This window comes from Streptomyces sp. S07_1.15 (assembly GCF_020739505.1).
Classification (GTDB): Bacteria; Actinomycetota; Actinomycetes; order Streptomycetales; family Streptomycetaceae; genus Streptomyces; species Streptomyces xinghaiensis.
Window position 1 is genome coordinate 6,608,218 of sequence record NZ_JAJBZK010000001.1, and the last position, 19,886, is coordinate 6,628,103.

Sequence of the window (19,886 nt, forward strand, 5' to 3'; positions counted from 1 at the left end):
CCGTGACGCGCCGGGCCCGTGGCGCGCCGGGCCCGGGCCGGGAGTGACGGAGACCTCTTGTGCAACTAGTTGCACAAGAGCGGGGAGTCCTCTACAAAGGGCGTACCACCCGCGCGCGAGGAGACGACGGATGACCGCGTACCCCCACCTGCTGAGCCCGCTCGACCTGGGCTTCACCACCCTGCCCAACCGTGTGCTGATGGGCTCGATGCACGTCGGGCTCGAAGAGGCCGAACGCGGCTTCGAGCGCATGGCCGCCTTCTACGCGGCGCGGGCGCGCGGCGGTGTCGGGCTCATCGTCACCGGCGGCATCTCCCCGGACGACCGCGGCCGGCCGTACGAGGGCGGCGCCAAGCTCACCACGGAGGCGGAGGCCGAGCAGCACCGGGTGGTCACCGAGGCCGTGCATCGCGAGGGCGGCCGGATCGCGATGCAGATCCTGCACTTCGGGCGGTACGCCTACCACCAGGACCTCGTCGCGCCCAGCGCCATCCGCGCCCCCATCAACGCGAACGTCCCGCGCGCCCTCACCGAGGACGAGATCGAGGAGACCATCGAGTCCTTCGTCCGCGCCGCCGGGCTGGCGCAGTCGGCCGGTTACGACGGCGTCGAGATCATGGGCTCCGAGGGCTACCTCATCAACGAGTTCATCGTCTCGGCGACCAACCACCGCACCGACCGCTGGGGCGGCTCGTACGAGAACCGGATGCGCTTCCCCGTCGAGATCGTCCGCCGGGTCCGCGAGCGCGTCGGCCCCGACTTCATCCTGATCTACCGGCTCTCCATGCTCGACCTCGTCCCCGGCGGCTCCACGCTGGACGAGGTGATCACCCTCGCCCGGGCGGTCGAGGCGGCGGGCGCGACGATCATCAACACCGGCATCGGCTGGCACGAGGCCCGGGTCCCCACCATCGCCACCTCCGTGCCGCGCGGCGCGTACACCTGGGTCACCGAGAAGGTGATGGGCGCGGTCTCCGTCCCGCTGGTCACGACCAACCGCATCAACACGCCCGAGGTCGGCGAGCGGCTCCTCGCCGAGGGCCGCGCCGACATGGTGTCGCTGGCCCGGCCGTTCCTCGCCGACCCCGACTTCGTGGCCAAGGCCCGCGCGGGCCGCCCCGAGACGATCAACACCTGCATCGGCTGCAACCAGGCCTGCCTCGACCACACCTTCAGCCTCAAGATCACCTCCTGCCTGGTGAACCCGCGGGCCTGCCACGAGACCGAACTCGTGCTCACCCCCACCCGGCGCGGCAAGCGCGTGGCCGTGATCGGCGCCGGTCCGGCGGGCCTCGCCCTGGCCGTGTCGGCCGCCGAGCGCGGCCACACCGTCACCCTCTTCGACGCGGCCGACGAGATCGGCGGCCAGCTCAACCTGGCCCGCCGCATCCCCGGCAAGGAGGAGTTCGACGAGACCCTGCGCTACTTCCGCGTCCAGCTGGAGGAGCACGGTGTGGACGTCCGGCTCGGTACCCGGATCGAGGCCGGGGACCCGGCGCTCGCCGCGTACGACGAGATCGTCGTCGCCACCGGTGTCACCCCCCGCACCCCGGACATCCCCGGCATCGACCACCCCAAGGTCGTCAGCTACCTCGACGTCCTCCGCGACAGCGCGCCGGTCGGGGACCGGGTCGCGGTCATCGGCGCGGGCGGCATCGGCTTCGACGTCGCCGAATACCTCACCGACGGCGGAGAGAAGACGAGCCTGGACCCGGACGCCTACTTCCGCCAGTGGGGCGTCGACACCGACTACCGCGAGCCGGGCGGCCTCGGCACCCCCGAACGCCCGCAGCCGCCGCGCACCGTGCACCTGCTCCAGCGCAAGACCGGCAAGGTCGGCGCCACCCTCGGCACCACCACCGGCTGGATCCACCGCGCCGAGCTCAAGCACCGCGGCGTGACGACGGTGGCGGGAGCGGCGTACGACCGCATCGACGACGAGGGCCTGCACATCACGGTCGACGGCACCGCGAGCGTCGTCCCCGTCGACACGGTCGTCCTGTGCGCCGGCCAGGAACCGAACCGCGGCCTGTACGAGGAACTGCGCGCCGCGGGCCGCCCGGTGCACCTCATCGGCGGCGCGGACGTCGCCGCCGAACTCGACGCCAAGCGGGCCATCCTCCAGGGCACGGAACTCGCCGCCGCGCTGTGAGACGCGGACGCGCCGCACGCCGCGGACCGGCGGCGGGAGCCACCGGTCCGCGGCCCCGGCTCCAGCCGCGGGCCGCGGCGTGCGGGGCCCCGGACCGGCCGGTCAGCCGCCGGAGGGGACGGAGGACGGCGGGGCGGCCGCCCGGGAGACCGTACCTAGGATGCCCGTATGTCCCTGCCGCACGCGATCCTCACCGCCCTCCTGGAGAAGCCCTCCTCGGGCCTCGAACTGGCCCGCCGCTTCGACCGGTCCATCGGCTACTTCTGGTCGGCGACGCACCAGCAGATCTACCGCGAGCTGGGACGCCTGGAGGAGAAGGCCCTGATCCGGGCCCTGCCGTCCGACCGCCCCGCGCAGGGCAAGCGCAAGGAGTACGAGGTACTGCCCGCCGGCCGCACCGAGCTGACCGAGTGGGTGGCCCGCAGGGAGGACCCCAAGCAGATCCGCGACCCGCTGCTGCTGCGCATGCGCGCGGCGGCGGTGGTGGGGACGGCCGGCCTGGAAGCCGAACTGGAACGCCATCTGGAGCTGCACCGGCGCCAGTTGGCCGAGTACGAGGACATCGAACGCCGCGACTTCGGCGAGGCACCGGCGGACGAGCCGGACCGGCTGCGGCACCTCGTCCTCCAGGCCGGCATCGACCAGGAGACCTTCTGGATCGGCTGGCTGACCAAGGCCCTGGCGGGCCTCCGCACGACCTGAGCACCCCGGGCCCGCCCCACGCGGCGCCGCCGGGGGAGCCCCGAGCACGCCCGGGGCAACCGCGGGCCCGCCGCCCGGGGCCGACGCCCGCCGCCATCGGGGCGACGGCGCGCACCGAGAGGAACGAGGAGAAGCCATGTCCACTCAGACCCAGAAGCGTTTCCGCGCGGCCGCGGAGCAGCGGGACCTCGCCACCCTGGAGGAGCTGTTCACCCCCGACGCCCGCCTCTACAGCCCGGTGAAGTTCCGCCCCTTCGAGGGCCGGCCCATGATCATGGGCGTGCTGGGCGTCCTGATGCGCGTCTTCGAGGACTTCCGCTACGTCGGCGAGTTCACCGGCACCTCCGAGCGGAACGCCACCGGCGAGGAGACCGACTCGGCCGTCCTGATCTTCCGGGCGACCGTGGACGGCAAGGAGATCCACGGCATGGACCTCTTCACCTTCGACGATGCCGGCCTGATCACGGAACTCACCGTCATGGTCCGCCCGCACTCCGCCGTCGTCACCCTCGGCCAGGCGGTCCTGGCGGGCCTGGCGGAGGACGGCCTGGCCCCGGCGCCCGCACCCGGGGCCTGACCTTCACGGTGGGTGCCGCACGGGTGCAGGGGGCCGGTCTCTACGGCGAAAGCACGCTGGTCGAGCGGAGGCCGGTGGGGAGTTGAGCGGTACGTCCATGTGCTCCACCGTCCGGAACGAGCGCATGAGGAAGCCCCTGCCGCGCGGGCTACCGCCGTGGCAGGGGCTTCCCACTGCCTCTGCCACGGGGGAACGGGCGGGCGGTGCGCCGGTCACGGCGTGCCTTGCGTACGGCGGTGGTCCGGGCGCGTACAGAATCCGGGGTGGGCGGCGACTCGGCCGCTGCTCACGGCCCGACCGGGAGTTCTGGACGACCGTGCAGCGCGGGAGTTGAGACAGAGGAGCGCCGCGGCGCCGCACACCCCACCGCGGTCTCAGTCGTCCGAGCCTCCGCCTCCGCCCGGGCTCGAACGCCGGCCCGAACGCCCCAGCAGGCTGACCACCTGGGCCACCGCCAGGGTCACTCCGGCGACCGCGCGCACCCAGCGCGGGCCGCCCCGCGCCGCCCACACGACGCAGGCGCATCCTCCGGCGACGAGCACGAGAATCCCGGACAGGACGAGTACGGCCATGTCCATCCCCCTCTTCTGTTGCGGTCGGCGCGATGCGGCAGCCCGGCGTGGTCGTCGCCGGACCGGTTCCCCGCTGCGGCCCCCGGCGCCGTATCGGAGGCCGCAACACAAGATCAGGACCCCGGAACCGTATGGCCGCCCGGCATGCGGTGGCTACACCGGCCGCTGGGCGGCGCGGCCGTGGTCCCACCTCCTCGGGCTCGTCGCGCCCGGTACACGCGTGCCCATGGTGGGGGAGCGCCGCGTGGCGCGGGTGCACCGGCGCACGGGCCGGGGTACGGGTGCGCGCGTGCGCCGCTCCCTCGCACACCGGTCCTCCGTACGGCGCGTACCGGTGGGGTGCCGCGCCCGTACAACCCCCGGGTGACGGTGCGCCACCTCTGGTCAACGCGGCGTGGGAACGGCAGGGTTCGGGGACGTGGCCAACGACCTCCACCTCCCCCCATGCCCCGCCCGACTCCCGGTCCCCGTACGGCACTTCGGGGTGCGTCCGCCCGCCGGCCCGGCGGCCGGGACGCGCCCCGCGGCTTCCGCCCGGCGCCGTGCGCTGACGTTCGCGCCGCACGGGGTGGCCGTGGACGGCGGGCCCCTGCCGGGCGCGTCCGTGGCCTGCGTCTACTGGTCGGAGGCCACCGCCGAGGGCCCGGTGAACGGTCGCACCGTCGCCGTGCGGCTCGGCGGCTACGCGGCGCCCACCCGCCGTCTCGCGCTCCGCTGGCTCCGCGCCCAGGCGCACCGGATCGCCGACGGGCTCGACCCCGACCCGGCCGAGCCGTGGGCCGGTGAGGGCGTCCTCTGCCCCGTACCGGAGCGGTACGCCGACGCGCCGGCCGAGCTGCGCCGCTGGGCCGCCGACGACCTGCGGCAGCAGGCCGCCGCCCTCCGGCTCGCCGAGGGCCTGCCGTTCCGGCTCACCGCCGCCGACCACACGGGGCGCTACTCGCTCCTGGCCCGTCCCGTGGCCGTCACGGCACTGCCGCGCGTCGCCGCCGCCCCGGGGCCGGCCGCGGCGTAGCGGCCGCGCCTCCGGCGGGCCGGAGGGCACGGCGGGTCCGCGGACCGTTGGGTGGGTGGACCGGTGGGCGCGTGGTCCGGTAGGTGTGTGGACCGGTAGGCGTGTGGTCCGTGCAGGTCCGCGGTCCGGGATCAGTGTCCGATGTCCCGGTCGCCCGCCTCCACCAGTCCGCTCTCGTACGCGAAGATGACGATCTGCACCCGGTCGCGCAGGCCGAGCTTGCCGAGGATGCTCGACACATGCGACTTGACGGTGGCGGGGCCGATGAAGAGCTGGGCGGCGATCTCCGCGTTGCTCGCGCCCCGGGCGGCGGCGACCACGATCTCGCGCTCGCGCTCGGTGAGCCGTTCCAGGCGGCCCGCCACCGCGGTGTTGACGCGGCGCTCCGCGAACCGGTCGACCAGGCGCCGGGTGATCGAGGGGGCCAGCAGCGCACCGCCCCCGGCCACGGTGCGTACGGCGGTGGCGAGTTGCTCGGGCGGGATGTCCTTGAGCACGAAGGCGCTGGCACCGGCGCGCAGCGCCTCGTACACGTACTCGTCCGGGTCGAAGGTGGTCAGGATCAGCACCCGGACGTCCCAGTCCGCCTCCCGCAGGATCCGGGAGGTGGCCTCGATGCCGTCCATGCCCGGCATGCGGATGTCCATGAGGACGACATCCGGACGGTGCCTGCTCACCGCCTCGACGGCCTCGAGTCCGGTCCCGGCCTCGGCCAGGACCCGGATGTCGTCATGGACCCGCAGGATCATGGCGAAGCCCCGGCGGACCAGCGCCTGGTCGTCGACGACGACGACACCGATGCTCACGCGGGCTCCCCTCCCGTGGGCAGACGGGCCGTCAGCCGGAATCCGCCGCCGGGACGCGGCCCCGCGTCGAGGCTTCCGCCGAGGAGGAGCGCTCTCTCCCGCATGCCGACGATCCCGTGGCCCGCCACACCGCCGTGGGCACCGGCCGACACGGAGGGGACGGCGGCCCCACGGCCGTCGTCGACCACTTCTATGGTCAGGTCGCCGCCGTCCCTGCGCAGGCGCACCTCGGCGCGGGTCCGCGGCCCGCTGTGCTTGAGCACGTTGGTCAGCGCCTCCTGGACGATGCGGTACGCCGACAGCTCCACCCGGGCCGGGAGAGCGGCCCCGGCACCGCCGCCGGCCGGGACGACCGAGACGTCCAGCCCCGCCTCGCGCACCTGCTCGACGAGCCGGGGGAGGTCGTCCAGCCGGGGCTGCGGGCCCAGCCGGTCGCGGTCCGCCTCCGGCCGCAGCACTCCCAGCAGGTGACGCAGCTCGTCCAGCGCCTGGCGCCCGGCTTCCTCCACCGCCGCCATCGCCTCGCGGGCCTCCTCGGGATCGTGGGCGGCCACCATCCGGGCCGCACCCGCCTGCACCGTCATCATGCTCACCCGGTGCGCGACCACGTCGTGCAGTTCGCGGGCGATGTGGCCGCGCTCCTCGGTGACGATCCGGCGCGCCTCGGCGGCCTGCTCGTAACGGAGTTGGACGGCGCGCTCCGCCCGCAGCCGCAGGCGCCGGCCGATGTACCAGGCACCGGCCATGACCAGGACGCCGAAGCCGATGTCCCCCCACGGGACGGAGTCCAGCAGGCCGTCGGCCACCAGCGCGGCGAGGGCCGCGGCGACGGCGAGCCGGTTCCCCCGGGTGGCACCCGCGTACTTCCCCACGCCGTACAGGGCGACGACCACCATCCCACCCATGGTGGCGTAGCTGCTCCCCAGCGTCGGGGCCCAGGCGACGAGCACCACCACCAGCACCGCGGCCGGTTCGCGGCGGCGCCGGTACAGCGCCGCGCCGGCCACGGCGAACAGCAGCAGGACGGGAAGGGGGACGTCGGCGACCGGGCGGAGGGCGAGCGCGTCGCCCGGCGCCTCCTCCACGAACACCGTCAGCAGGAACATGACGGCCGCGAGCACGGCGTCCGCGGTGCGCGGCCGGCGGGTGAAGGGCCCGCGGAACCCGCCCGGTACGCCGGGGAGGGGTACGCCGGGGAGCGGAACACCGGAAAGCAGCGCCGTGCGGTTCATCATCGCTCCCGGGGAGGCTTCGGTGCCCCGGCGAGCCGCCGGGATCCACCGGGCACACCATCGTAGGACCAGGTCGGAGACGCGGTCACCCGCCCGTGGGCGGGTGCCTCCTCCGTCGCGCGGGGGAGACGCCGCCCCCCTCCCCCCGCCCCGCGGAGGAGGGGCGAACCCGTCCGGCGGCGGGGGACAGCCAGCGGCCGGGCGCCCACGATGGAACCGCCTCACGGCCCCTGCCCCCGCCGCACCGACGAGAGACGGCGGATGGCAGTCATCTCACGGGAGCACACACCTTCATGAACCGATTCACGCGCCGTATCGGCGGCGCGAGCGCCCGCCGGCCCCGGGCCACGATCGCCGCCTGGGCGGTCGCCCTCCTCCTCCTGCTGCCCCTGGCCGGCACGTTCGGCGGGGCGTTCGCCGACGACCTCGTCGCTCCCGGCAGCCGGAGCGAGAAGGCGATGGAACTGCTCGAAGAGCGCTTCCCGGAAGCGTCCGGCGGCAGCGCCATGGTGGTTTTCGCCGCGCCGGAGGGGGACCGGCTGCAGCGGCACCGGGACGCCGTCGACGCCGCGGTCGTCCGGATCGCCGACGTGGAACACGTCGCCTCGGCGGCCGGCCCCTTCACCGGCGGCGCGCTCTCGCCCGACGGACGCATCGGCTTCGCCCGGATCACCTTCGACGTGCCCGTGATGGATGTGGACCCCGGGCAGATCGAGGCCATGGCCGACGCGATCGAGCCCGCACGCGGTGAGGGCCTCGTCGCCGAACTGGGCGGTGACGCCGTCTTCCTCAACGCCGAGACGGAGACCTCGGGCGCGGAGGCGGCTGGCCTGCTGGCCGCACTGGTCGTTCTCGTGGTGGCGTTCGGCACGCTCGTGGCCGCCCTGGTGCCGGTCGCGCTCGCCCTGGTGGCCGTCGCCGCGGGCCTGGGCAGCGTCCTGCTGCTGGCCAACGCGATGGACGTCTCCACCGCCGCCCCCACGATCGGCGCGATGATCGGCCTGGGCACCGGCATCGACTACGCCCTGTTCATCGTGGCCCGTCACCGCGAGAACCGCACCGCGGGCCAGGACAACGCCACCGCCCTGTCGAACGCCATGGCATCGGCGGGCGCGGCCGTGCTGTTCGCGGGCGGCACCGTCGTCGTGGCGATGGCCGCCCTCGCGCTGACCGGGCTGAGCTTCCTGACGTCGATCGGCCTGAGCACCGCCCTGGTGGTCCTCTTCGCCGTGGCGGCCGCCCTGACCCTCCTGCCGGCCCTGCTCACGCTCCTCGGCGACCGTGTCCACAGCAGGCGGCGGCTCCGGGGCCGCGAGCGCCCGGCGAAGAAGTCCGAGGACACGGCGTGGTGGCGTTTCGCCCACCGTGTGTCCGCCCGGCCGTGGCGCCATCTGCTCGCCGCGTCCGCGGTGCTGCTCACCCTGGCCGCCCCCGCGCTGAGCATGGAGACGGGCTTCCCCGACGCCGGTGACGACTCGGCGACCACCACCCACCGGCGTGCCTACGATCTGCTCGCCGAGGGGTTCGGTCCCGGCGTCAACGCACCCCTGGTCATCGTCGCCGATCTGCGCGGCCCGGGGGCCGGTGCCGAGGACATCCCCGGGCTGGCCCGGCGCATCGCCGCCGACCCCGGCATCGTCACGGTCGGCGAGGCGCGGACCTCCGCGGCCGGGGACACCGTCGTGTTGCCCACGATCCCGGCCACCGGCCCCGCGGACTCCGCTACCGCGCAGACTCTCGAGCGGGTTCGCGGCCTCGTCCCCGGCAATGTCGCCGTGTCCGGTGTGACCGCGGTGACCGACGACCTCACCCGGCAACTCGCCGATACGCTACCGATTCTGATCAGCGCGATCCTGGCGGCGTCCTTCCTGCTGCTGATGCTGGTGTTCCGCTCCGTCGCGCTCCCCGTGAAGGCCGTCGTGGTGAACCTGCTGTCCATCGGCGGGGCCTACGGCGTGGTGGTCGCCGTCTTCCAGTGGGGCTGGCTCGGCGGCCTGTTCAACCTCGACGGGACCTTCCTGATCGCCTCGCCCCTGCCCACGATCTTCTTCGCGGTCCTCTTCGGACTCTCCATGGACTACGAGGTGTTCCTCCTCTCCCGCGTCCGGGAGGAGTACGAGGCCACCGGGGAGACCACCGAGTCGGTGGCGCGCGGCATGGCGGCCACCGGCCGGGTGATCACCTCGGCCGCACTGATCATGACCGTGGTGTTCCTCGGCTTCGTCGCCAACCCCTCACCCCTCGTCAAGATGATGGGCCTGGGTCTGGCGACCGCCATCGTGCTCGACGCCACGCTCGTCCGCATGGTCCTCGTGCCCGCGGCCATGGCCCTGATGGGACGTGCCACCTGGTGGCTGCCCCGGCGGCTCGGCCGCCGGCTGCCCCGGATCAGCGTGGAGGCCGCGGATCCGGATCTCCCGCCCGGGCCGGAGCCCGAGCCGGCGCTCGCCCCGGGGCCCGGGAACCGCTGAGGCGAGGAGGGGCCTGAGGCCCGGGGCCCGGGCCGGGCGGGGCCGGAGTCGGAGTCGGAGCAGGGGGGCGGGGTCGGGGTCGGAATCGGGTGGATTGCCCGTTGGGTCCCACGGTGCCGTGAGCGCCGGCCGCCCTCCGGGGGTCCGTGTGTGCGCGCAGCTCGCTTGACAGATCACCGCCGCTGCAAAAGGCTGGACCGACCAGTCGGTATGAAGGGGTGGCGCATGTCAGGTCAGGTGAGGATCCCGACCTCCCGGGGAGTGTTCGACGCGATCACCGCGGGGCCCGAGGACGGCCGCCCGGTCCTCCTGCTGCACGGATTCCCGCAGACCGGGCTCGTCTGGGAGCGGCAGATCGCCGCGCTGGCGGACCGGGGGTTCCGGGTGGCCGCACCCGACCAGCGCGGGTACTCGCCCGGCGCCCGCCCGGAGGACCCCGCCGACTACGCCATGGACGCCCTCGTCGCCGACGTGGTGGCGATCACCGGTGAACTCGGCTGGCCCGTCTTCGATCTCGTCGGCCACGACTGGGGCGGCGCGGTGGCCTGGTGGACCGCCGACGCCCACCCGGACCGGCTGCGCACCCTGGCGGTCGTCTCCACCCCGCACCCCGGCGCCCTGGCGAGCACCCTCCGCACCGACCCGGACCAGCGGGCACGCTCGCGGTACATGACGGAGTGGCGGGACCCGGCGACCGAGCGGCGCATGCTCGCGGACGGCGCGCGCGAACTGCGCGCCCTTTACGGAGACGCGGTCCCGGCGGACCGGGTCGAGGAGTACGTGCGGCATCTGTCGCCGCCGGGCGCCCTCACCGGGGCGCTGAACTGGTACCGGGGCGGCCGCCCCGGCCACGCGATCGGCACCACCGGCGTGCCCACCCTGTACGTCTGGGGCACGGAGGACACGGCCTTCGGCCCGGCCGCCGCCGAGGAGACCGGGAGCCGGGTCGAGGGGCCCTACCGCTTCGAACGCCTTCCGGGCGTCAGCCACTGGGTCCCCGAGGAGGTCCCCGGAGTGCTGAACCGTCTGCTGCTGGAACACCTGCGGGCGCACCCCGGTGAATGATCTCCCCCGGACGGCACCGGCACCGGCCCCGCCCGCAGCCGCTCCACCTGATCCGGCTCCCGCGCCGCTCCCGCCCGCGCCGGCTCCCGGGCCCGCCCGGTCACCAGGTGCGGGACTCCCTCAGCAGGTGGTCGCGGACCAGTGCCACATGCGGGTTGTCCGCGGTTCCGGGCCGCTGCACGAGATAGGCCGTGTTGATGGGCGGGTCCTCCGGGCTGAGCAGCGGGACGAGGGCGCCGGAGGCGAGTTCGGCGCGGCAGAGGTAGTCCGGCAGGACGGTGACGCCGGCCCCGGCGGTGACCGCCGTCAGGACACCCCGCAGATCCGGCATGGTCAGCGCGGCCTGCCCGGTCAGGCGCCGGCCGAAGACGTGGCGCCAGTAGCGGCGGGCGATGGGCAGGTCCTCCGCGTACGTCACGAGCGGCACCCCGGACAGGGCGGCCGGGCCCTCGGCGGCGACCCGGTCCGGGCCGATCCGCTCCGCCCACTCGGGCGAGGCGACCAGGACGAACTCCTCGTCCGCCAGCGGTACGGACGCCAGGGTGCGGCCGCGCGGCCGGCGGGAGGAGACCACCAGGTCGTGGCGGCCCGCGCGGAGCCCCTCCAGCAGGTGGTCGGAGAGACCGGTGGCGACTCGCAGCCGCACGCCGCGCGCGACCAGCGGCGCGAGGACGCGCAGGGCGCAGGAGCTGAGGAAGTCGGCCGGCCCGGCGAGGTGCACCGGCGCGGCGGTGTCGCCGTCGAGCGGCCCGCGGTCGGCGACCGCGGCGAGGGCGTCGATCGGTCCGGCGACCCGGTCCGCCAGCTCATCGGCGAAGGGGGTGGACGCCACCCCGCGCGACTGCCGCTCGAAGAGCTGGCGCCCGAGGTGCCGCTCCAGCGCGCGGATCTGTGTGGTCACGGTCGGCTGGGACAGGCCGAGCAGGGGCGCGGCGGCCGTGTACGAGCCGGTCCGGTGCACGGCCAGGAAGGTGCGGAGGAGGGAGAGGTTCACGGGCGCGGCCGGGGCCTGCCGGGGTCCGGACGGTGCCGCCGGCCGGCCCGGCGGGTCCTGCCGGTCCTGCGGGTCCGCCGCCGGGGAGCCCTGCGCGGGCTCGGGCGGAGTTCCCTCCGCTCCGTTCCGCGACCCATTGGATTCCCTATTTCTCATCTTGCGAACTCTATTGGATCGCCGAAGCGGAGGCGGCCTACGGTCGGGGGTGCCGGTGGGCTGACGATCTGAGTCCAGAACGTCAGACCGTCACCCGAGAACACCGGAACACCCCCATCCGGAACCGGAACCGTGGAGGAACCCGGAACCGGAACCGGAAACCGGAAAGAGAGAGCACCACCATGGCAAAGATCCTGTTCGTGATGACCGGCGCCGACCACTGGACGCTGGCCGACGGCACCCGGCACCCGACCGGCTTCTGGGCCGAGGAGGCCGTGGCCCCCTACGAGGTGTTCACCGCCGCGGGCCACGAGATCGTGGTCGCCACCCCGGGCGGCGTCGTGCCGGCGGTCGACCGCGCGAGCCTCGCCCCGGAGGCCAACGGCGGCCGGGAAGGCGCCGACACGATGGCGAAGAGGCTCGAGTCGATCGGCGAACTGCGGCGGCCCGTCAAGCTGGAGGACGTGGACCCGGCCGGCTACGCCGCCGTCTTCTACCCCGGCGGCCACGGCCCGATGGAGGACCTGGCCGTCAACGCCGACTCCGCCGCCGTGCTGACCCGGACCCTGGAGTCGGGCCGCCCCCTGGGCGTGGTCTGCCACGCCCCCGCCGCGCTGCTGGCCACCGTCGGCGCGGACGGCGGCTCGCCGTTCGCGGGCTACCGGCTCACCGGTTTCAGCAACGCCGAGGAGCGGCAGGCGGGCCTGGCGGACCGGGCGAAGTGGCTGCTCCAGGACCGTCTCGTCGCGATGGGCGCGGAGTACGCCGAGGCCGAGCCCTGGTCCCCGAACGTCGTCGCCGACCGCAACCTGTACACCGGGCAGAACCCGGCCTCCTCCGGCCCGCTCGCGGCCGAGCTGGTCAAGGCCCTGGGCTGACCATGGGCGGCGACCGGCTCACGGAGGTCCTGGACGCGACGTACGACTGCCTCACCCGGTACGGCGTACGGCGCACCACGGTGGACGACATCGCCGGTGCGATGGGCGTGTCCCGGTCGGCGGTCTACCAGTACGTCCGCGGCAAGGACGACGCGGTCCGCCGGCTCGCCGAGCGCCTGCACACGCGGGCGCTGGAGCGGGCCCGGCGGGCCGCGTCCGCCGACGCCCCGCCCGCGGCCCGGGTCCGGGGCGTCCTGGAGGCCAAGCTCGGCCTGGTCCTGGAACTGGCCGGCGACTCGCCGCACACCGCCGAACTCCTCGACGAGAAGGCCCGGTTGTTCGGCGACATCTGCCACGGGTTCACCGCGGACCTGCGCACGCTCCTGATCGGCGTCTTCGCCGGGGCGGGCCTCAGGGGCGCGGACCCGGCCGAGGAGGAGGCGGACGACGCCGGGGCAGCCGATCACGCCGGGGCGGCCGATCACGCCGGGGCGGTCGATCCGGCCGAGGCGGCCGACATCTGCATCGCCCTCGTGCTCGGCCTGGAGTCCGTATCCGACGGTGAGCAACTCCTCCGCCCGGCGGTGGACGCGCTGCTCGCGGGACTGCTGGGCGACGCGGGCGCCGCCCCCTGATCCGCGCACCCGGCGGTGAACCCGCCCGTACCGCTCGTTCCCCCGGCCCGACCGCCGCCCGCCGACCGCCGGCCTCCGCCCGTCCCTCCGGCTCCCGTCCCCGCCCGGCAGCCCCTCCCACGACCCCTCCGACAGAACGGGACACCACCATGACAGCGACCCCGGCCACCCACCAGGACACCGGCACCGCATTCACCACCGAGCACGCCGCGGCCCTCACCGGCCGTCTGCGCGCCACCTTCCGCAGCGGGCGCACCAAGCCGCTCGCCTGGCGCAAGCAGCAGCTCTCCCGGCTGCGCGCGCTGCTGACCGAGAACGGCGACGCCATCGCCGCCGCCCTCCACACGGACCTCCGCAAGAGCCGCGCGGAGTCCGACTCCATGGAGATCGCGAGCACCGTCACCGAGATCGACCACTACCTGGAGCACCTGGAGGACTGGCTGCGCCCGCGGCCCGCGGGCGTCCCCGAGGCCGCCTTCCCCGAGGGCACCACGGCCCGCACCCAGTACGACCCCCTGGGTGTGGCCCTGGTCATATCGGCCTGGAACTACCCCGTCAACCTGCTGCTGGTACCGGTCGCGGGCGCACTGGCCGCGGGCAACGCGGTGGTGGCCAAGCCGAGCGAGCTGTCCCCGGCCACGTCGGCGCTGATGGCCCGGCTGCTGCCGGAGTACCTGGACGCCGACGCCGTCGCCGTGGTGGAGGGGGCCGTCCCGGAGACCACCGCCCTGCTGGCCCAGCGCTTCGACCACGTCTTCTACACCGGCAACGGCACGGTCGGCCGCATCGTCATGAAGGCGGCCGCCGAGCACCTCACCCCGGTGACGCTCGAACTCGGCGGCAAGTCACCGGCGTTCGTCGACCGCGACGCCGACGTCGCAGCGACGGCCGCGCGGCTCACCGCCACCAAGTTCGCCAACGCCGGGCAGACCTGCGTCGCCCCGGACTACGTCCTCACCGACCCCGCCACGGCCCGCGCCCTGGAAACGGCCCTCACCGAGGTGATCGGGCAGCTCTTCGGCCCGGACCCGCAGTCCTCCGACGCGTTCGCGCGCATCGTCAACGAGCGCCACTTCGACCGTGTGGCGGCGCTCCTCGACTCGGGGCGGACGGTGACCGGCGGCACCCACGACCGCGCCGACCGGTACATCGCCCCCACGGTGCTGGCCGACGTGGACCCGGACGCACCGGTGATGCGGGAGGAGATCTTCGGCCCCGTGCTGCCCATCGTCACCGTGGACGGTCTCGACGAGGCGATCGCCTTCATCAACGAGCGCGACAAGCCGCTCGCCCTCTACGCCTTCACGGACAACGACGTCACGCGGGAGCGGCTCGCCGCCGAGACCTCCTCCGGGGCGCTCAACTTCGGCCTGCCCATCTACCATCTCGCCGTCCCCGAGCTGCCGTTCGGCGGCGTCGGCCCCAGCGGCATGGGCAACTACCACGGCCGCCACTCCCTCGCCGCGTTCAGCCACCACAAGGCCGTCCTGGACGTGCCGCTCGCCTGAGTCCCCGCACCGGCCCGGCCGGCGTCACCCGCGCTGCCGGCCGGTCCGGCCCCGGACCCGGCCGGGTCCGCACGCCCAGAAAGCACCGACACCGACATGCCACCAGCACACCGCACGCGGCGGCCCCGGGGCGTCCTGTCCCCGTTCCGGGGCCGCGTCCGGGGCCGGGACCGGGGCCGCGGCTCCGTCCCCGGCCGCGTCCGCATCGCCCGCCCCGCCCCCGGCTCCGTCCCCGCGCCCGTTCTCGTCCTGGCGCTCGGACCGGCCGCCATGGTCGTCTCCACGATGCAGACCCTGGTCGTGCCGATCCTGCCCGTCATCCGGGACGAGCTGTCCCTCACCTCCTCCGCCGCGAGCTGGCTGATCACCGCGACCCTGCTCTCCGCCGCCGTGTCCACCCCGCTGCTGGGGCGGCTCGGCGACCAGCGCGGCAAGCGGCCCGTCCTCCTCGGCGTTCTGGCGCTGGCCGTCGCCGGTTCCGTCCTCGCCGCCACGGCCGGCTCGCTTCCCCTGCTGATCACCGCCCGCGTGCTGCAGGGAGCCTCCACCGCGATCTTCCCGCTCGCCCTCTCCGTCCTCCGCGACGAGCTGCCGGCCGGCCGGCTGCCCGGCGCCATGGGGTTCGTCAGCGGAACCCTGGCGTTCGGCAGCGGATTCGCGCTGGTCGGCGCGGGACTGCTCACACGGGGCCCGGAGGCCGGCTACGACCGGGTCTTCTGGTTCGCCGCGGTGCTGTCGGCCGTCGCCCTGGCGGCCGTGGCCCTGGCCGTCCCGCCGTCACCGCACCCCGCGGGCGGCCGCACGGACTGGGCGGGCGCGGCCCTCCTCGCCACCGCCCTGGTCCTCTTCCTGCTGCCGGTCTCCCAGGGCAACGCCTGGGGCTGGGGCTCGCCCCGGGTGCTCGGCTGCCTCGCGGGCGCGGCGGTGGCGACAGCCGTGTGGGCGCTGGTGGAGCGCCGGGTGCGGGAGCCGATGGTGGACATGCGGATGTTCGTGCTGCGGCCCGTGCTCTTCACCAACATCGCCGGAGTGCTGCTCGGCTTCGGCCTGTTCACCCAGTTCATCGGCGTCTCGTACCTGGTGCAGACACCCCCGGAGATCGCGGGGTACGGCTTCGGCGCCTCCGTGCTGCGGACCTCCGTCGTCTATCTGCTGCCCGGGGCGACGGCCTCACTCCTGGCGGCCCAGCTCGGCGGGGCGCTGGTCCGCCGGATCGGCGCCCGGATCACCCTGGCCGCCGGAGCCTGCGCGGGAGTCACCGGCTTCGCCGTGCTCGCCCTCGCCCACGGCACGCCCGCGGCGGTCGTCACCGGAGGCGCCCTGACCGGCATCGCCGTGGCCTTCGGCTTCGCCACCCTGCCCGCGTTCATCGTCGCCGGCGTACCGGCGCACCAGAGCGGTATCGCCAACGGCATCAACTCCATCTCCCGGTCGGTGGGCAGCTCCGTGGCGAGCGCCGTCGTCACCACGCTCCTCGCCGCCAACACCCTCCCCGGCCTGCCGCCGGGCGCCCCCGCGCTGCCCGCCGAGACCCAGTACACGCTCAGCTTCGGCCTGGGCGGCGCCGCCTTCGCCCTCGTCGTGCTCGTCGCCCTGGCCGGGCTGCGCCGCGACCGGCCGCCCGCCGTCGTCGTCCTGGAGGCGGGACCGGCGGCGGACCGGCCGGCCGGGGCGGCGGCGGTGTCCGCGGGCGGCGCGGAGACGACGGGGACCGGGACGGCGCGCGGGGCCCCGGCCGGCTGTGACGCAGAACGCCGTGTCGCCGGGTGAGCGGAGCGTGGGCGGCGGCGGTGCGGTCGAGTACGTTCGGCACATGGCACCGCTCGACTCCCCCCGCACCGGCTTCGCGTCGCCCCGCACCGACTTCGAGGCCGTCTTCCACGCCACCGCGTCGCCGCTGCTCATACTCGGGACGGACCTGGTGATCCGCGACGCCAACCGCGCCTACGCGGCCGCGACGTTCCGGGAGCGGGAGGAGCTGACCGGGCTCCACATCTTCGAGGCGTTCCCCGACAACCCCCACGATCCGGAAGCGGACGGCGTGCTCAACCTGAGTGCCTCGCTGCGCCGCGTCCTGGCAGGAGGGGGCGTGGACACGATGAAGGTCCAGAAGTACGACGTCCCCTTCCGCGACAGTCCGAACGGCTTCCGCGAGAAGTACTGGAGCCCCGTGAACAGCCCGGTGCTGGACGAGGACGGGCAGGTCACGGGCCTTCTCCACCATGTGGAGGACGTCACCGGCCTCCACGAGGAACTGAGCACGGTGGAGAACGCCTACCAGCAGGCCGACACCCCCACGGCCCGCACCCACACGGCGTTCGCCCAGCGCCGCTACGCCCTCCACCTGGTGCAGACAGCGGACGACGCCCGGCGCCGGGACGAGCTGCGGAGGGAGGTGGCCCAGCTCCGGGAGGCCCTGCGCTCCCGTGCGACGATCGACCAGGCCATCGGCATCATCCAGGCCGAACGCCGCTGCGGTCCCGAGGACGCGTTCCAGCTGCTGGTCAACGTCTCGCAGCGCACCAACATGAAGGTCCGCTCCATCGCCGCCGCCCTGGTGAGCCTCGCCGAGACGGCCCCGCCGGGACCGCTGCTGCCGGGCGAACCGCGGTAACCGGACCGGGCGCGCCCGGCACGCCCGGTACACCCGGCACCCCCGGCGAGCCCGGCGAGCCCTGTGCGAGACTCGGCCCGTGATCGTCGAACGCGCGTACGCACATGTGGAATCGCACGACGAGGGGGAGTGGCCCTGGTCCGTGCCCTGTGTGCGCGGCCTCCTGACGGACGGGCTGCGCTTCACGGCACCGGTGACCTTCCTCGTCGGCGAGAACGGCTCGGGCAAGTCCACCCTCGTCGAAGCCCTGGCGGAGGGCTTCGGCCTCGACCCCTACGGCGGCTCGCACGAATGGCGCTACGCCAGCCACCGCGGCAAGTCGGTCCTCGGCGAGCGCATCCGCTTCGAAGCGGCGCCGCGCGGACGGCGCATGCTCGGCAACTGGTCCGCACGCACGGGCTTCTTCCTGCGCGCCGAGACCGCCCTCGACGCGCTCGACCGGGAAGGGTTCGCGCCCGACTCCGTCAGCCACGGCGAGGGCTTCCTCGCGGCGTTCCGGGGCAAGTTCCTCCGCCCCGGGCTGTATGTCATGGACGAGCCGGAGGCCGCGCTCTCGTTCTCCTCCTGCCTCGAACTCCTCGGCCATCTCGACCAGTTGGTGAAGAACGGCGGTCAGGTCATCTGCGCCACCCACTCCCCGCTGCTCACCGCCCTGCCGGGCGCGGACATCGTCGAGGTCGGCGACCACGGCCTGCGCCGGACGGAGTGGAGCGACCTCGCCCTCGTCGACCACTGGCGCCGCTACCTCAACGACCCGCGCGCGTATCTGCGGCACATCCTCGACTGAGCGCGGGCCCGGCCCACGGCCCTGGCCCATGGCCGTGCGCCGGGCCCGCCCGGCCGCCCCTACTCCGTCACCTCGGTGATCTCCAGCGTCTGGATCTGGCCCGCCGCGAACGGCACGCTCACGGACTTCCCCGTCAGACGGGTGTCGGTGCGCCGGACGTAGAGGTCGCCGCCGCCGGAGGTGTGCGTGGACCAGCGCGTCACCCGGCCGTCCGGCCCGCCCGCCGCCCGTCCGAAGAGCGAGAGGTCGAAGGTCAGCGTCTGCGCCTGGTCCGGGTTGACCGCCACGACGACCAGCCGCCGCGCGTCCGGATCGTACGCGGCGATGCTGTTGCCCGCACTCGTGGAGAGAATCCGCATCCCGGGCCGGATGTGCCGGGTGAACTGGGCGAACACGTAGTACTTGGTCTGCACGGCCCCCGGCCGCAGGGTGTCCGGGTCGTACGCGATCATGGCCCAGCCCGGGCTGGGGTCCATCACCTGCCAGTAGACCCACGCGCTGGGATGCAGCCAGCGGAAGTCCAGGAAGAGATTGGTGGCCATCGACAGGCCCGAGGCGTCGTTCTGACCGGTCTCGGAGTTCCACAGCGCCTTGCCCGCGCCGGTGACCTCCTGGTGCAGCAGATCCCGGCGGCCCCCCGAGCCCTGGTAGCCGTGGACGTTGACCCGGTCCACCAGCGCCCGGGTCCCCGCGTCGAAGGACGCCCAGGTCGTGCGGGCCAGGTCGTAGCTCGTCTCGTCGGACGCGGCGATCGGCGTGCCCGACAGCCCGAGACGGTCCAGCTCCGCACGGAGATGGCCCAGCACCGTGGCCTGGACGCCGGCGTCGATGTGGCAGCCCTCCTGCCGGCCGTCCGCCCGCCACCAGTCGGAGGACGGCTCGTTGAACGGCTCCACGGAGACGAACGGCACGCCCCAGGCGTCACGGGACCGCTGCGCCGTGACCGCGAGATAGGTGGCGAACTGCCGGTGGTTCCACGGCTGGAGGTTGTTGCCGCCGTCGGCCGCCCCGGACGGGTTGTGGTTGAGGCACATCCACCACATCGGGGCGTTGGAGAACAACTCCGCCTTGGCGCCGCGGCGGTGAGCGCGGAGCAGGGCACCCCGCTGCCTGGCGTCGACGTTCCAGTTCCAGGCGGCGGAGTCGGGATTCTCGTCGCGCCAGTCCTGCCAGAAACCCTCGATCTGCTTGAAGCGGGGGATGTTGGGCGAGACCGCCATCGACTCGCCGTCCACGCTGTTCCAGCTGCACGCGCCGAGGTTGTAGCGCGCGATGTTCAGCCCCAGGCCGGGGAGCGTACGGCCGTCGTACGGGACGTCGCCGAGGGTGAAGAAGGCGTCGGCGAAGTCGTCCCGGTCGCCGAAGACGTTCGCCCACCAGGCGAGCGAGGTGCCCCAGCCCTCCCAGGCCCCGTAGTCGGTGCCCGGCTCCACCCGCACCGTCGCGTCGGCGTGCGCCGTGCCCGGGGCCGCGGCGGTGCCCAGCAGCACCCCGCCGGCCGCCGTCAGTAACGTCCTGCGCCTCACGGGCGTCTCCTCTCGTCCGTCCCCCGGCCGGGTAGCAGCCTGGTGGGGCGGGAGGGGGTTGTCGAGAGGGCGGGAAGCGCTTTCTGCCAACGGGGAGCGGGAAGGGGGCGGTCCGCCGCGGCCGCGTGGTCGGTGCGGCCGCGGCGGGAGCCCCTACGGACGGCGGCGGCGTGCAGGCCCCCCGCGCCCGCACGTC

General features: G+C 74.4%; 17 protein-coding genes. 12 read left to right on the top strand and 5 right to left on the bottom strand.

Features of this window, described 5'->3' with window-relative positions:
* Positions 1-130: 130 nt before the first annotated feature.
* The 3 genes from LIX60_RS28440 to LIX60_RS28450 all read left to right on the top strand — a co-directional run bounded on the left by LIX60_RS28440 (position 131) and on the right by LIX60_RS28450 (position 3,431).
* A complete protein-coding gene (locus LIX60_RS28440) occupies positions 131-2,152 on the top strand; it encodes an NADPH-dependent 2,4-dienoyl-CoA reductase (protein ID WP_227961899.1) in 2,022 nt (673 codons plus the stop codon).
* A 168-nt stretch (positions 2,153-2,320) separates the two neighbouring features.
* A complete protein-coding gene (locus tag LIX60_RS28445; RefSeq protein WP_227961901.1) occupies positions 2,321-2,854 on the top strand; it encodes a PadR family transcriptional regulator in 534 nt (177 codons plus the stop codon).
* A gap of 136 nt (positions 2,855-2,990) precedes the next feature.
* Positions 2,991-3,431, top strand: coding sequence for a nuclear transport factor 2 family protein (locus LIX60_RS28450; RefSeq protein WP_227961903.1), 441 nt, complete (start codon positions 2,991-2,993; stop codon positions 3,429-3,431).
* 374 nt (positions 3,432-3,805) lie between these two features.
* Here the strand turns inward: LIX60_RS28450 and LIX60_RS28455 are convergent, their stop codons facing one another.
* The gene (locus LIX60_RS28455; protein ID WP_227961906.1) at positions 3,806-4,003 is read right to left on the bottom strand and encodes a hypothetical protein; all 198 of its coding nucleotides are present in this window, start codon (positions 4,001-4,003) and stop codon (positions 3,806-3,808) included.
* 574 nt (positions 4,004-4,577) lie between these two features.
* Between LIX60_RS28455 and LIX60_RS28460 the strand changes: the two genes are divergently transcribed.
* A complete protein-coding gene (locus tag LIX60_RS28460) occupies positions 4,578-5,018 on the top strand; it encodes a hypothetical protein (protein ID WP_227961909.1) in 441 nt (146 codons plus the stop codon).
* A 131-nt stretch (positions 5,019-5,149) separates the two neighbouring features.
* Here LIX60_RS28460 and LIX60_RS28465 read toward each other — a convergent pair whose 3' ends face one another.
* A complete protein-coding gene (locus LIX60_RS28465; protein ID WP_043468427.1) occupies positions 5,150-5,824 on the bottom strand; it encodes a response regulator transcription factor in 675 nt (224 codons plus the stop codon).
* On the bottom strand, positions 5,821-7,056 hold the full coding sequence (locus LIX60_RS28470) for a sensor histidine kinase (protein WP_227961912.1): 1,236 nt from the start codon (positions 7,054-7,056) through the stop codon (positions 5,821-5,823). The genes LIX60_RS28465 and LIX60_RS28470 overlap by 4 nt, the downstream gene beginning before the upstream one ends.
* A gap of 293 nt (positions 7,057-7,349) precedes the next feature.
* Between LIX60_RS28470 and LIX60_RS28475 the strand changes: the two genes are divergently transcribed.
* Together LIX60_RS28475 and LIX60_RS28480 are read left to right on the top strand one after the other, a co-directional pair.
* On the top strand, positions 7,350-9,527 hold the full coding sequence (locus LIX60_RS28475) for an MMPL family transporter (protein ID WP_227961915.1): 2,178 nt from the start codon (positions 7,350-7,352) through the stop codon (positions 9,525-9,527).
* A gap of 225 nt (positions 9,528-9,752) precedes the next feature.
* Positions 9,753-10,592 (top strand): alpha/beta fold hydrolase, encoded by an 840-nt coding sequence (locus LIX60_RS28480; RefSeq protein ID WP_227961917.1) that lies wholly within the window; start codon positions 9,753-9,755, stop codon positions 10,590-10,592.
* Between the two features lie 100 nt (positions 10,593-10,692).
* Here LIX60_RS28480 and LIX60_RS28485 read toward each other — a convergent pair whose 3' ends face one another.
* Positions 10,693-11,742 carry a LysR family transcriptional regulator gene (locus LIX60_RS28485; RefSeq protein WP_227961919.1) on the bottom strand — a complete coding sequence of 350 codons (1,050 nt, stop codon included), beginning with the start codon at positions 11,740-11,742 and terminating at the stop codon, positions 10,693-10,695.
* A 182-nt stretch (positions 11,743-11,924) separates the two neighbouring features.
* Between LIX60_RS28485 and LIX60_RS28490 the strand changes: the two genes are divergently transcribed.
* The 6 genes from LIX60_RS28490 (at position 11,925) to LIX60_RS28515 (ending at position 18,164) form a co-directional block, all read left to right on the top strand.
* Positions 11,925-12,620 carry a type 1 glutamine amidotransferase domain-containing protein gene (locus LIX60_RS28490; protein ID WP_227961921.1) on the top strand — a complete coding sequence of 232 codons (696 nt, stop codon included), beginning with the start codon at positions 11,925-11,927 and terminating at the stop codon, positions 12,618-12,620.
* A 2-nt stretch (positions 12,621-12,622) separates the two neighbouring features.
* Positions 12,623-13,255, top strand: a complete 633-nt coding sequence (locus tag LIX60_RS28495; protein WP_227961923.1) for a TetR/AcrR family transcriptional regulator — start codon at positions 12,623-12,625, stop codon at positions 13,253-13,255.
* 149 nt (positions 13,256-13,404) lie between these two features.
* Complete coding sequence (locus LIX60_RS28500; RefSeq protein ID WP_227961925.1) at positions 13,405-14,763, top strand: aldehyde dehydrogenase family protein; 1,359 nt, start codon at positions 13,405-13,407, stop codon at positions 14,761-14,763.
* A gap of 96 nt (positions 14,764-14,859) precedes the next feature.
* Positions 14,860-16,533 (top strand): MFS transporter, encoded by a 1,674-nt coding sequence (locus LIX60_RS28505; RefSeq protein WP_227961927.1) that lies wholly within the window; start codon positions 14,860-14,862, stop codon positions 16,531-16,533.
* Between the two features lie 43 nt (positions 16,534-16,576).
* Complete coding sequence (locus LIX60_RS28510; RefSeq protein ID WP_227961929.1) at positions 16,577-17,377, top strand: ANTAR domain-containing protein; 801 nt, start codon at positions 16,577-16,579, stop codon at positions 17,375-17,377.
* Between the two features lie 79 nt (positions 17,378-17,456).
* Complete coding sequence (locus LIX60_RS28515; protein ID WP_227961931.1) at positions 17,457-18,164, top strand: AAA family ATPase; 708 nt, start codon at positions 17,457-17,459, stop codon at positions 18,162-18,164.
* Between the two features lie 59 nt (positions 18,165-18,223).
* Here the strand turns inward: LIX60_RS28515 and LIX60_RS28520 are convergent, their stop codons facing one another.
* Positions 18,224-19,690 carry a glycoside hydrolase gene (locus tag LIX60_RS28520; protein ID WP_227961946.1) on the bottom strand — a complete coding sequence of 489 codons (1,467 nt, stop codon included), beginning with the start codon at positions 19,688-19,690 and terminating at the stop codon, positions 18,224-18,226.
* Positions 19,691-19,886 lie beyond the last annotated feature (196 nt).

Coding starts and splice junctions, on each gene's coding strand:
- LIX60_RS28510 (WP_227961929.1), top strand. CDS start 16,577: ATGGCACCGCTCGACTCCCCCCGCACCGGCTTCGCGTCGCCCCGCACC.
- LIX60_RS28455 (WP_227961906.1), bottom strand. CDS start 4,003: ATGGCCGTACTCGTCCTGTCCGGGATTCTCGTGCTCGTCGCCGGAGGA.
- LIX60_RS28470 (WP_227961912.1), bottom strand. CDS start 7,056: ATGAACCGCACGGCGCTGCTTTCCGGTGTTCCGCTCCCCGGCGTACCC.
- LIX60_RS28495 (WP_227961923.1), top strand. CDS start 12,623: ATGGGCGGCGACCGGCTCACGGAGGTCCTGGACGCGACGTACGACTGC.
- LIX60_RS28505 (WP_227961927.1), top strand. CDS start 14,860: ATGCCACCAGCACACCGCACGCGGCGGCCCCGGGGCGTCCTGTCCCCG.
- LIX60_RS28490 (WP_227961921.1), top strand. CDS start 11,925: ATGGCAAAGATCCTGTTCGTGATGACCGGCGCCGACCACTGGACGCTG.
- LIX60_RS28500 (WP_227961925.1), top strand. CDS start 13,405: ATGACAGCGACCCCGGCCACCCACCAGGACACCGGCACCGCATTCACC.
- LIX60_RS28485 (WP_227961919.1), bottom strand. CDS start 11,742: ATGAGAAATAGGGAATCCAATGGGTCGCGGAACGGAGCGGAGGGAACT.
- LIX60_RS28440 (WP_227961899.1), top strand. CDS start 131: ATGACCGCGTACCCCCACCTGCTGAGCCCGCTCGACCTGGGCTTCACC.
- LIX60_RS28475 (WP_227961915.1), top strand. CDS start 7,350: ATGAACCGATTCACGCGCCGTATCGGCGGCGCGAGCGCCCGCCGGCCC.
- LIX60_RS28450 (WP_227961903.1), top strand. CDS start 2,991: ATGTCCACTCAGACCCAGAAGCGTTTCCGCGCGGCCGCGGAGCAGCGG.
- LIX60_RS28480 (WP_227961917.1), top strand. CDS start 9,753: ATGTCAGGTCAGGTGAGGATCCCGACCTCCCGGGGAGTGTTCGACGCG.
- LIX60_RS28445 (WP_227961901.1), top strand. CDS start 2,321: ATGTCCCTGCCGCACGCGATCCTCACCGCCCTCCTGGAGAAGCCCTCC.